8 protein-coding genes are annotated in these 12,483 nt (G+C 64.7%); 6 read left to right on the top strand and 2 right to left on the bottom strand.

Translation table 11 applies throughout. From position 1 onward, the window contains the following. Positions 1–14 precede the first annotated feature (14 nt). Positions 15–821 carry a transglutaminase-like domain-containing protein gene (locus tag AWB67_RS24980; protein WP_087658904.1) on the bottom strand — a complete coding sequence of 269 codons (807 nt, stop codon included), beginning with the start codon at positions 819–821 and terminating at the stop codon, positions 15–17. 65 nt (positions 822–886) lie between these two features. Continuing rightward, positions 887–2,089 (bottom strand): zinc-binding metallopeptidase family protein, encoded by a 1,203-nt coding sequence (locus AWB67_RS24975; protein ID WP_087658903.1) that lies wholly within the window; start codon positions 2,087–2,089, stop codon positions 887–889. Positions 2,090–2,287: 198 nt separating this feature from the next. Between AWB67_RS24975 and AWB67_RS24970 the strand changes: the two genes are divergently transcribed. The 6 genes from AWB67_RS24970 to AWB67_RS24945 all read left to right on the top strand — a co-directional run bounded on the left by AWB67_RS24970 (position 2,288) and on the right by AWB67_RS24945 (position 12,310). Further along, positions 2,288–5,755 (top strand): transglutaminase family protein, encoded by a 3,468-nt coding sequence (locus tag AWB67_RS24970; RefSeq protein WP_087658902.1) that lies wholly within the window; start codon positions 2,288–2,290, stop codon positions 5,753–5,755. Positions 5,756–5,808: 53 nt separating this feature from the next. Further along, positions 5,809–8,385 (top strand): circularly permuted type 2 ATP-grasp protein, encoded by a 2,577-nt coding sequence (locus AWB67_RS24965; RefSeq protein WP_087658901.1) that lies wholly within the window; start codon positions 5,809–5,811, stop codon positions 8,383–8,385. Beyond that, entirely contained in the window at positions 8,382–9,305 is a 924-nt protein-coding gene (locus AWB67_RS24960) for a transglutaminase family protein (RefSeq protein ID WP_087658900.1), read from the top strand. Before AWB67_RS24965 ends, AWB67_RS24960 begins: the two co-directional genes overlap by 4 nt. A gap of 145 nt (positions 9,306–9,450) precedes the next feature. Continuing rightward, positions 9,451–10,548, top strand: a complete 1,098-nt coding sequence (locus AWB67_RS24955; RefSeq protein ID WP_087658899.1) for an ABC transporter substrate-binding protein — start codon at positions 9,451–9,453, stop codon at positions 10,546–10,548. 5 nt (positions 10,549–10,553) lie between these two features. Then, positions 10,554–11,471: an ABC transporter permease gene (locus tag AWB67_RS24950; protein WP_087658898.1), complete on the top strand. Its 918-nt coding sequence runs from the start codon at positions 10,554–10,556 to the stop codon at positions 11,469–11,471. Beyond that, entirely contained in the window at positions 11,468–12,310 is an 843-nt protein-coding gene (locus AWB67_RS24945) for an ABC transporter permease (RefSeq protein ID WP_087658897.1), read from the top strand. The genes AWB67_RS24950 and AWB67_RS24945 overlap by 4 nt, the downstream gene beginning before the upstream one ends. The last annotated feature ends 173 nt before the right edge of the window (positions 12,311–12,483 follow it).

The following is a 12,483-nucleotide window of genomic DNA, read 5'->3' as shown; positions in this document are numbered from 1 at the left end:
GGGAAGAGGCCCGCTCAGTAATCCGGCTCGCAGACGACCAGAAAGCTGCGCAGCAGCGATGTACCGAACGTATTGCTGATCGCGACATCGGCGGCATCGCGGCCGCGCGCCATCAGGATGCGTCCGGTACGCGGCGCGTTGTTGCGCGGGTCGAACGTGTGCCACGTGCCGCCGAGATACGCCTCGAACCACGCGCAGAAGTCCATCGGCGCGTAGGGCGGCGGCAGGCCCACGTCGCTGATGTAGCCGGTGCAGTAGCGCGCCGGAATGTTCATCGCGCGGCATAGCGCGACGGCCAGATGCGCGTAGTCGCGGCAGACGCCCACACCGTCCTTCCAGGTCTCGAAGGCGGTCTTGGTCGGCCGCGCGCAGTTGTAGTCGAAGTGAATATGGTTGTGCACGTAGTTGCAGATCGCCTGCACGCGATCGCGTCCGAGCGGCATGTGGCCGAACATCTGCCACGCGGCGTTAGAGAGAAGATCCGTCTCGCAGTATCGGCTGCCGAGCAGGTAGACCATGCATTCGTCGGGCAGTTCTTCGATGCTGTGCTGATAGCCGTTCAGGTCGGGCAGTTCGTGATGCGGCGGGACTTCGAAGACACCGTGCGCGGAGAGCGTGAGCACGCCGGGCGGCGCGGTCAGCCGCGTGCAGAGATTGCCGAACAGGTCCTGGTATTGCCGCAGCGGTACGAGCGGATTGGTATAGATGTGATCCGGCACGACCATGTCTTGCGCACGCGAGTAATGCGTGTTGAGCATCAGCAACATCGGCGTTGGCTGCGGACACTCGAAAACCAGTTCGTAACCGACGCGCAGTCTCATCGAAGTGCCCTTTCAGGTTGGTGCAGGATGAAAATCACAAAAGATGCCGTTCGCGGCTTTTGCAATCAAGCAACTGCTGTACCACCTTCAGGGTTCAGTGCGGCGTCCGCGGGAGCGGGCGCGTCCTGGACAACGTCCGCTTGCGTGACTTCGACACCAGGCTCGCTGATCTGCTTTTGCACCGGCTCATGCGATGTTTCGCCCGCCTTCGCGATCACCTTATGAACGAAGCGCAATTTGTCGATGACCGCAGGCGCGAGCGTAAACGGATACGCGTCCGCGAGACCGAGGCTGCGATTGAGGCTGTTGAGCGCGTACGTCAGCGGAAACCAGCGTTTCATCAGGTTGTCGAAGGTTTCGCTTTCGATCGGCGAGCTGTCGGTGAGGGTCGGCTCGTTGTCGTCGTCGGGCTTGAGTTCCAGACCGCATGCGGCCGCCGTGTCGATCGTATCGACGATGTGCAGGTAATGCGCCCACGTCTCCGCCCAGTCCTCCCACGGATGCGTCGTCGCGTACGCGCTCACGTAGGACATGTCCCAGTCGGCGGGTGGTCCCGATTCGTAGTGCGCCGCGAGCGCCTCGCCGTAGTCCGCGCGCTCGTCGCCGAAGCGCTCGCGAAACGGCGCCTCCCATTGCGTGCCGGTGATGAGCCGGTCGAAATAGTAGTGGCCGATTTCATGCCGGAAATGCCCCAGCAAGGTGCGGTATGGCTCGCCCATCTCCATGCGCGTTTTCTCGCGATGGGCGTCGTCGGCTTCGGCGATGTTCATCGTGATGAGGCCGTTGTCATGCCCCGTCAGCACTTTCTCGCCGACGCCACCGTCTTCCATGAACTCGAATTGCAAGCCGGTGACGGGATCGCTCTTGCGCGACTCGACGTGCAGCCCGAGCGCGGCGAGTGCGTAGAGCAGACGCCGCTTGGCCGTTTCCAGCCGATACCAGTAGACGCGGTTCTCCGGAACGGAAAGATTGGGGATCGTGTGATTGAGGTTGCACGCGGGACAGAGCACGTCCGGAGAATCGGCGGGCATCATCCAGTTGCAGACGTTCTCCAACGCGTAGTTATTGCATTGCTTATAGAGCGCGCCGTTCGCGGTCGCATGGAGATTGACCCAGAGCGGCACGCCTTCGCCTTGTTCGGCAGCCGGCTCGAACGCGCAGACCTCGGCGAGTTCGGGTACGTAGCCGAGCAGCGCGGCGCAGGATTCGCATTTCACGTTTTCGAAGAAGACGTGCTGTTGGCAGCGTTCGCAGTGAAATGTTTTCATGGTAGACAGTGGGATGAGGACAGAGGGCGGTCTGACTGCTGTCAGCAAGGCGCGTGCCGCGGATTTTTTTGTCGCTTTGCACGCGGTGAACCGTCCAGTGACTTTTAGCATTCGGTAAATTGTCCGCCGCAGGTTGCGACGTACAATCCGCCAGAACTGCAACGGCGTCGTTGCCAATAATTCGTTGAGGAGCCAGGTGTGTCGATCCGAGTCGCGCTGAACCACATCACGCACTACCGTTATGACCGCCTCGTGGCGCTTGGGCCGCAAACGCTGCGGCTGCGGCCCGCACCCCATTGCCGCACGCCGATCGTGTCGTATTCGATGCGGGTCGAGCCGGCCGATCACTTCATCAACTGGCAGCAGGACGCCTTCGCGAACTACCAGGCGCGCCTAGTCTTCCCTGAGAAGACGCGCGAGTTCAAGATCACGGTCGATCTCGTCGTCGAGATGGCGGTGTACAACCCGTTCGACTTCTTCCTCGAGCCGAGCGCCGAGGAGTTCCCGTTCAAGTACGAGCCACACGTCGCGGAGGAACTCGCGCCGTATCTCGTCAAGCGTGAGATGACGCCGCGCTTCAAGGCGTTCGTCGACAGCATCGACAGGACGCCCGCCGGCACGACCAATTTTCTGGTCGAACTGAATCAGCGGCTGCAGCGCGAGGTTGCCTACATTATCCGCATGGAGCCGGGCGTGCAGACGCCCGAAGAAACACTCGAGAAGGCGCTCGGCTCCTGCCGCGACACGAGCTGGCTGCTCGTCGAGACGCTGCGGCAGCTCGGCCTCGCGGCGCGCTTCGTGTCGGGCTACCTGATCCAGCTTACGCCCGATCAGCGCTCGCTCGACGGTCCGAGCGGCACCGAGGTCGATTTCACCGATCTCCACGCGTGGTGCGAGGTGTATCTGCCGGGCGCGGGATGGATCGGCTTCGATCCGACCTCGGGCCTGCTCGCGGGCGAAGGCCACATTCCGGTCGCATGCACGCCGGAGCCGGGCAGCGCGGCGCCGATCTCGGGCGCCGTCGACGAGAGCGAAGTCGAGTTCGAGCATCTGATGTCGGTCGAGCGCGTGCTGGAAACGCCGCGCGTGACGAAGCCGTACACCGAGGAAGTCTGGGCCGCCGTGCAGGCGATGGGCGCGAAAGTCGACCAGCGTCTGGACGAAATGGACGTGCGCCTCACGATGGGCGGCGAGCCGACCTTCGTCGCGGTGCGCGACCGCGACGCCGCCGAATGGAACACCGACGCGCTCGGGCCGACCAAGCGCGGCTACGCGGTCGGCTTGATGGACAAGCTGCGCGCCCGGTACGGCGAGGGCGGCTTCCTGCATATCGGGCAGGGCAAGTGGTACCCGGGCGAGCAACTGCCGCGCTGGGCGATGTCGCTCTACTGGCGCGCGGACGGCGAGCCGATCTGGTCGAACCCGTCGCTATTCGCCGATGAACGCGAGCCCGGCAACTACACGCCCGCGGACGCCGAGCGCTTCATCACGCATCTGACACAGAAGCTCGCACTCGATACGAAGCACATCCAGCCGGGCTACGAAGACACGTTTTACTACCTGTGGCGCGAGCGTCGCCTGCCGGTGAACGTCGATCCGTTCGAATCCGAACTCGACGACGAACTGGAACGCGTGCGTCTGCGGCGCGTGTTCGATGCGGGGTTGTCGAAGGTGACGGGCTACGTGCTGCCGATCACGCGCGAGCGCGACCTGCCGATGCAGTCGCCGCGCTGGGTGAGCGGCCCGTGGTTCTTCCGCGACGACCGCATGTACCTGATTCCCGGCGATTCGCCGATGGGTTACCGGCTACCGCTCGAATCGCTGCCGTGGGTGAGCAAGGGCGATTATCCGTACCAGCACGCGCACGATCCGTTCGCGCCGCCGGTGCCGCTGCGATCGGCGGCGGAACTGCGCATGCAGTATGGCGGCGGGACGCTGGCGGAAGGCGGCGAGGCGGGAAGCGGCGTCGGCACGGGCGACGGTGCCGTCGGCGCAGCGGGAGCAGCCGCAGGAGCAGCGGGACCGGCCACGTCCGCGCAAGCATCGCGCTCGCCTTCAAGAGGTGAATCCGCGTCATGGATTCGACGCACGGCGCTCTGCATCGAAACGCGCGACCCCGCGCGCGCGGCGGGACCGAAAGTCGAAGCCGAAGCGTTCGGCAGCGGCAAGAGCCTCTTGCACGTCTTCATGCCGCCGCTCACCGAACTCGACGATTACCTCGACCTGCTCGCCGCCGTCGAAGCGACTTCGGCCGACCTCAACATGAAGGTGATCATCGAAGGCTACCCGCCGCCGCGCGACGTGCGCCTGAAGATGCTGCAGGTGACGCCGGACCCGGGCGTGATCGAGGTGAACATCCACCCGGCGTCGAACTGGGACCAGCTCGTCGACCATACCGAGTACCTGTATCAGTCGGCGCACGAGACGTATCTGAGCACCGAGAAGTTCATGACGGACGGCCGCCACACCGGCACCGGCGGCGGCAATCACTTCGTGCTCGGCGGCGCGACCCCGTCCGACAGCCCGTTCCTGAGGCGCCCGGACCTGCTCGCGAGCCTGATCGGCTACTTCATCAATCATCCGTCGCTGTCGTACCTGTTCTCCGGGCTCTTCCTCGGGCCGACGAGCCAGGCGCCACGCGTCGACGAGGCGCGCAACGACCAGCTCTACGAACTCGAACTCGCGTTCCACGAACTGCAACGCCAGCTCGATCGCCTGGGCGGCCGCGAAAGCGCGCGGATTCCGCCGTGGCTGATCGATCGCACACTGCGCAACCTGCTGATCGACGTGACCGGCAATACGCACCGCGCCGAGTTCTGCATCGACAAGCTCTATTCGCCCGACGGCCCGACCGGCCGCCTGGGCTTGCTGGAACTACGTGGCTTCGAAATGCCGCCGCACGCGCGCATGAGTCTCGTGCAGCAACTGCTGCTGCGCACGCTCGTCGCGCGCTTCTGGGACAAGCCGTACACGACGCGTCTCACGCGCTGGGGCACGGAACTGCACGACCGTTTCCTGCTCGGCACGTTCATCAGGATGGATTTCGACGACGTCATCGCCGAACTCAACGAAGCGGGTTACGCTTTCGATGCCGCGTGGTTCGCGCCGCACTTCGAGTTCCGCTTCCCGCTCGTCGGCGCGATCCAGACGAGCGGCATCGAATTGACCGTGCGTAACGCGCTCGAACCGTGGCACGTGATGGGCGAGGAAGGCTCGGTCGGCGGCACGGTGCGTTACGTGGATTCGTCGGTGGAACGGCTCGAAGTGCACGTGCTCGGCCTGAACGACAACCGCTATGTCGTAACCGTCAACGGCGTGCCGCTACCGATGCAGCCCACCGGCCGCGCGAGCGAACACGTCGCGGGCGTGCGCTTTCGGGCGTGGGAGCAGTCCTCGGCGCTGCATCCGTCGATCGGCGTGGATGCGCCGCTCACCTTCGATGTCGTCGATACCTGGAACAGCCGCTCGATCGGTGGATGCCGGTATCATGTATCGCATCCGGGCGGGCGCAACTACGCGACCTTTCCGGTCAACGCCTATGAGGCGGAGAGCCGCCGGCGCGCGCGTTTCTTCAAGACCGGGCACACGCCGGGACGCATGGAAGTGGGCACCGCCCAACGCAGTCTGGAGTTTCCGTTCACGCTCGACCTGCGCCGCCGCCGGTGATCTTTTCACTGCGACGGCAGCGGCGGCGACTCCCTAAACCAAAAAAGTCAAACTTGGCCGTTCAAACTTCACTCCCTTTCGAAGAAGTCGCGGACCGCGCGAAGGTGTCGTCGCCATTGCGTGCGCTTCCGGTGAGGGAAGGGCACTGGGACGAACTGCGTGACGAGTCGGGCCAGTTGCGCGACATCTGGCGGCGCTTCTTTGACCTGCTCGGCGACGAAGGCATCGCCGGGCTGGATCACGCGGTCGAGTCGGTGGCGCAGCAGGTGCGCGACAACGACATCAGCTACAACGTCTACGCGGATAACGGCGAGCCGCGTCCGTGGGCGCTCGACCTGCTGCCGTTCATCATCGACGAGGGCGAGTGGTCGGTGCTCGAGCGCGCTATAAAGCAGCGCGCGACACTGTTGAACGCGATCGTCAAGGACGTGTACGGCCCGCAGCGCCTGCTGCACGAAGGCTTTTTGCCGCCGGCGCTCGTGTTCGGGCATCCCGGCTATCTGCGCTCAGTGAAGGGCTTCACGCCGCCGGGCGGGCAGTATCTGCAACTCGTCGCGGTGGATCTCGCGCGCGAGCCGAGCGGCGCGTGGGTCATCATGGCGCACAAGACCGCGGCGCCGTCGGGGCTCGGCTATGCACTTGAAAACCGGCTGATCGTCGCGGGCACGTTCGCCGATCCGTTCCGCTCGATGCGCGTGCAGCGGCTCGCGCCGTTCTATTCGCGGCTGATTGCATCGCTCGTGGAAGGCGGCCGCGCGACGATGGCGGGCGAGGAAGGCTCGCCGCACATCGCGCTCCTCACGCCCGGCCCGTTCAGCGAAACCTTCTTCGAGCACGCGTTTCTCGCGCGCTATCTCGGCGTGACGCTCGTCGAGGGGAAGGACCTCACGGTGCGCGACGACAAGCTGTTTCTCAAGACGTTCGCGGGGCTGGAGCGCGTGCACGTGCTGGTCCGCCGTCTCGACGACGCCTTCTGCGACCCCGTCGAACTGCGCGCCGATTCGAGCATCGGCGTGCCGGGCCTGTTGCAGGTGATGCGCGCGGGCAATGTGATGGTGTCGAACGTGCCCGGTTCGGGGTTCGTCGAATCGCCCGCGTTGCATGGCTTTTTGCCCGCGATCTCGCATTTACTGCTGAACGAGCGGCTCGAACTCGCGAGCGTGCCGACGTGGTGGTGCGGCGAAGAGGCCGCGCGCGAGTCGGCGCTGGAATCGCTCGACGAGGCGTTCGTGATTCCGACGTGGCCCGGCGTCGAACTGGACGGCCACAGCCCGCGCGGTTTCGGCGACGGACTTCAGCCGCTGGAGGCCTGGAAAAAGCGCATCGAATCGATGCCCGACGCGTTCACGATTCAGGAACTATTCCCCGGCTCGCACGCGCCGCGCTACGAAGAGAGCACGATCGCGGGACGCTCGTGCGTGCTGCGCGTCTACGCGATCGCCGACATGGGCGGCGGCTGGTCGGTGATGCCGGGCGGCTTCACGCGCCTGGGGGCCGAACGCCAGCCGTCGGTATCGATGCAGTACGGCAGCAGCAGCGTCGATACGTGGGTGCTGTCGAGCCATCCGAGCTCCACCTTCTCGCTGCTCCCCACGCCGATGACGCCCGACGATCTCGTGCGCAAGCATCGGACGGTATCGAGCCGCGCCGCCGAGAACCTCTTCTGGGCCGGCCGCTACGGCGAGCGCGCGGAGAACAACGTGCGGCTCGTGCGCGTGATTCTCTCGTCGCTGGAAAGCAACGACGCCGAAGGCATGCTCGACACGATGGTCGATCTTGCGTGGCAGTCGGGCCTTCTGCCCCCGGGCGCGCCGAAGAGCGGGCACACGGCGGCGTCGCTGGAGCGGCTGCTCGTCGCGAATCTCGGCGAGGGCAGCGCGGCGGCGAGCATCGGGCAGAACCTTGCGAGCCAGGCGCGCGCGAGCGGCGAGATTCGCGGACGCCTTTCGACCGACCACTGGCGCACGATCCTCACGGCGCGCAACGATTTCCGCGATGCCATCGAGGCACTGAAACCGCCGCGCGGCGTCGAGCGCTACGACCGCGTGATGCTCACGCGCACGCTCGAAACGCTCGCGGCGCAACTGCTCGCGATCAGCGGCGCGCAGGGCGATCGCATGACGCGGGACGAAGCGTGGCGGCTCGTGTTCGCCGGGCGCCACATCGAACGGGTCGCGACGATGGCGACCTACCTGCGCACGGCGGCGAAGCACGGACAGATTTCGACGCCCGCCGCCTTCGATCTCCTGCTGCAACTCTTCGACAGCACGCTGACGTATCGGTCGCTCTATCCGGGGCGCTTCGAAGTGCCGCCGCTGATCGACCTGCTGGTGGTCGAGCCGACGAATCCGCGCGGCCTTTACGGCGTTTACCGTCGGCTGTGCGCGAAGCTCGTGGAGATTTCGCAGGCCGCGGGCCGCGGCACGCACAGCGATTTCAGCCAGGCGACGCGTCTCGCGACATCGCTGCCGGATCTCGAAACGCTCTGCACGACCGATGCCGAGGGCACCTACGCCGAGCTCATCTCCACCTGCGACGAACTCGAGGACAACGCGAGCGCCGCCGCCCACGAAATCAGCGCGCGCTTTTTCAGCCACGCGAAGACGCAATCGCTGCAGGTGTCGTCGTGACGATCGAGAAATCCATCCTGTCGGTGTCGCACCGGACCACTTACCGCTACTCGACCTTCGTCGAAACCGCGCAGCACCTCGCGACGATCCGCCCGCAGAACACCGCGTGGCAGCGCGTGATCGCGCACGAGGAGAGCATCGAGCCGGAGCCGTCGTACATCAACAGCCGCGTCGATGCGTTCGGCAACGACGTGCTGTACTTTTCGCTGGAGTCGCCGCATCGCTCGCTGCAGATGCTGAGCGAGACAACGGTGGAACTCACGCCGCGCTGGGCCTCGCTCGATCCCGCCGCGACGCCCGCATGGGAAACCATCGCGGCGAGCACGCGCTTCAGCGCGGGCGCGCCGTTCCTGCCGGAGACGGAGTTCTGCTTCGCGTCGCCGAATATCGGGCTCAGGCAGGACTTGCAGGATTACGGGCGCGAAAGTTTTGCGGAAGGGCGTCCGCTCGCCGAGGGCGCCATCGACCTGATGCACCGCATCCATGCGGATTTCGCATACCGGCCGATGTCTACTTCATACGATACGCCCGCGCATCAGGCGTTTGAACTGAAGAGCGGCGTGTGCCAGGATTTCGCGCAGGTGATGATTGGCTGCATGCGGGCGATCGGCCTGCCGGCGCGGTATGTGAGCGGCTATCTGCGCAACGATCCGCCGCCGGGGCAGGTCAAGCTGATCGGCGCGGATGCGTCGCACGCTTGGGTGTCGGTGTTCTGCCCGGGCAGCGGCTGGATCGACCTCGACCCGACCAACGACGTCCTCGCGGACCTCGATCACATCACGCTCGCGATCGGCCGCGATTACAGCGATGTGTCGCTGCTGAGAGGGCTGATTCTCGGCGGCGGGTCGCATCGCGTGGATGTCGGCGTGACGGTGCTCGGGCTTGATGCGCCCGAAGAAGAAGCCGCTTCCGACACCTGAAGCATTCCCTTCAGTCAAAGCCCGCAGCCATGCATCCCACGCATGGCAACCATGACGATATTTCGCTTGCGGGCGTATTTTGGCAAACCTACCTTGCTCGTGCGCGCCGACCATTCTTGCGGCGGCATCGCTCAAGGAGACTGACGTGCAATCGATCAAACGTGGCAGAAGAGACGCGCTCAAGACCATCGGCGCGGGACTCGCCGCATCGGTGCTGCCCGCGCCGTTCATCGCGGCGCGCGCGCAGCAAACCCAGAACTTCTCGGGCAAGACACTGCGCCTTTTGACCTGGTCCGACGACACCGGTCTCGCCGCGCTGAAGAACATCGCCGCGACGTTCACGGCGAAGACGGGCGCGAAGGTCATCGCCGACCGCGCGGACGGCACGTCGGGCATGGTCGCGAAACTGAAGGCCGCGGGCGACAAGCCGCAATACGACGTGATCACGCTCGCGGGCGTCGGCGCGTCGGGCCTCGCGGACGCGGGCCTTCTGACCAAGCCCGATCCTGACAAGCTGCCGAACCTGAAGGACGTGCCCGCGTCGTATCGATCGGGCGCGAACGGCTTCGGCGTCGGGTATCTGTTGTGGACTGATGGCCTGATCTACAGCACGACGACGTTCAAGCAGGCGCCGACGACCTACGAAACGATGTGGGACCCGAAGTACGCCGGCCGCATTTTCCTGCCGCCGCCGGAATGGGTGGAAGCCGTCGACATGGCGATAATCGCGGCGCGCCTCGATGGCGGCTCGCAGCAGAACATCGAACCGGGCTTCAAGAAGCTGGCGCAACTGAAGGACCGTGTGATGACGCTCGGCGAGAATCCGAATCAGGTCGCGGACCTGTTCCGCACGGGGTCGCTCGATATCGGCGGGATCTATTCGCCGGCCTTTTTCCCCGATGCGATCAGGAAGCCTGAGTACAAGATGGGCGTGACCTACGGCATGAAGGAAGGCTTTGCCGCGCAACTGATGTTCACGGTGATTCCGAAGGCGCATCCGGGCGACATCGACCTGATCCACGCGTTCATCAATCATTCGCTCGACGCAGGCGTGCAAGGCAAGATGGCCGCCGACGTGTTGAACGGCCCGGTCAATTCGAAGGCCGTGATTCCGCAGCAGAGTCTCGCGCTCGTGCCGAGTCCGAAGCTAATCGCGGACAAGGCGATCCTCCACGACGACAAGGCGCTCGCCGCCGTGCACGATCAGTGGATCAAGCGCTACACCGAGATCTTCTCGGCGTGAACCCGATGACCGCGCTCGACACGGAGCACGCCGCGCCGCCCGACGACGATCCGCTCGTTCGGCCCGCGGTGATCGGCGGCGGGAGCGTGCGCGCGTGGCTGCTGCTCGCGCCGATCCTTTTTTTCCTTGCGGTGCTGCTTGCGGCGGCGCTCGTCGTCGTGCGGATGAGCTTCGGCGCGCGGGGCGACGAATGGCACGGCTTCACGCTCGCGAACTATGTTGCGCTGGCCGAGCCGTATTTCGTGCGCTCGATGCTGCTCACGTTGCGCCTCGCCGCCGAGAGTACGGTGTTCGCCGTACTGCTCGCGATTCCCGTCGCGCTGGCGATGGCGCGCGTGCAGTCGCGCTTCGCGCGGCGACTCTTGCTCGCGGGCGTGCTGCTGCCGCTGCTCGTCAACCTGCTGCTGCAAGGGTACGGCTGGCTCGTGATCCTCGGGCCTGCGGGCTTGCTGAACCGGATGATGCTTGCCACGGGGCTGATTCATCGGCCGGTGCTGTGGCTGTATCGCGAGCAGGGCGTGTTGCTTGGGCTGATCCAGACTGCGTTCCCGCTTGCAGTGCTGCCGTTGTCCAGCGCGTTGCGCGCGATTTCGCGCTCGCACGAGGAAGCCGCCGCGACGCTCGGCGCCACGCGCCTCCAGATTTTGCGCGACGTGACGTTGCCGCTTGCGATGCCAGGTTTTGTCGCGGGCGCGCTGCTCGTGTTTGCGTACAACGTCAGCGCCTTTGCGGTGCCTTTGCTGCTCGGGGGAAGGCGTGTGCCAATGCTCGCGCTGCTTGTGCACGATCAGGTCGCGCCGTTGCTGAACTGGCCGGCGGCGTCGGCATCGGGGGTTGCGCTGATGGCGGCCGCGCTCGCGGTGATGGCGTTATCGAAGACATTGACGAAGCGTGTGCACGGCATGCTGGGAGCGAGGAGATGAGCACAATCGGTTTTACGCGGCGCTTGCCGGGCGAGCTTGGCCGCGTGACGAGCGTGCTCGCGACGATCGTCCTCGTGCTGACTGCGGCGCCGATCATCACGATGATCGTGATGTCGTTCGGCGCGTCGGGCACGCTCGAATTTCCGCCTCAGCATTTCGGCTTGCAGTGGTATCGCGCGGCCTGGCACAACTTCGTGTCGCCGGACGCGAGCGACGTGCTCTCGATTGGCGAGGCGATGAAGACGAGCATGATCGTCGCCGTATCGACGATGTTGATTGCGACCGCCGTGTCGGTACCGGCGGCTTATGCCTTGAATCGCTACGAGTTTCGCGGGAAGGCGTTTGTCGAGCAACTCGTTGCGTTGCCGCTCGTGTATCCGATGGTGATGCTCGGGCTTTCGCTGCTGCTCGTGTTCAATGCGCTGCCGGTGGAGTTGGGCGTCGTGCGGCTCATCATCGCGCATGTGATTCTTGCGCTTCCGTTCACGGTGAAGAATTGCGCGGCGTCCGTTGCTTCGATCGGGCCGGAGTTCGAGGAGGCGGCTACCGTCATGGGGGCATCGCCGCTACGCTCGCTCGTGGATGTGATCCTGCCGTTGATGCGGCCGGGCATTCTTGCGGGAATGCTGTTCGCCTTCATCGTCTCGTTCAACGAGTTTACGGTGACGTTCTTTCTTTACAACATCGATACGATGACCTTGCCGGTCTGGCTTTATAGCCGCACGGTTTCTTCGCTCGATCCTACGGTTTTTTCGTTTGCCGTCTTTATCGTCGTGATCGACTTTGCTCTGATCTGGATGCTTGAGAAGCTGGTCGGAGATGCCGGCGTAGCAGTGTGATTTTTTGCTGGCGCTTGGGGGGTGGGGTTGGGTTGGGTTGGGGTTTCAACCGTTTGATGCGCCTGGGCTTCGATGGAACTTGTTTTCTTTTCGGTCTATTGGCTCTGCCCCTGTCCGGGGCGGGACTCACTTTCTTTGCTGCTGCAAAGAAAGTAAGCAAAGAAAGCAGCTTT

The organism is Caballeronia terrestris (assembly GCF_001544515.1).
Classification (GTDB): domain Bacteria; phylum Pseudomonadota; class Gammaproteobacteria; order Burkholderiales; family Burkholderiaceae; genus Caballeronia; species Caballeronia terrestris.
The sequence above is the reverse complement of the archived record's forward strand: the minus strand, read 5'-3'. Positions and strand labels throughout refer to the sequence as shown.

Coding starts and splice junctions, on each gene's coding strand:
- AWB67_RS24950 (WP_087658898.1), top strand. CDS start 10,554: ATGACCGCGCTCGACACGGAGCACGCCGCGCCGCCCGACGACGATCCG.
- AWB67_RS24980 (WP_087658904.1), bottom strand. CDS start 821: ATGAGACTGCGCGTCGGTTACGAACTGGTTTTCGAGTGTCCGCAGCCA.
- AWB67_RS24945 (WP_087658897.1), top strand. CDS start 11,468: ATGAGCACAATCGGTTTTACGCGGCGCTTGCCGGGCGAGCTTGGCCGC.
- AWB67_RS24975 (WP_087658903.1), bottom strand. CDS start 2,089: ATGAAAACATTTCACTGCGAACGCTGCCAACAGCACGTCTTCTTCGAA.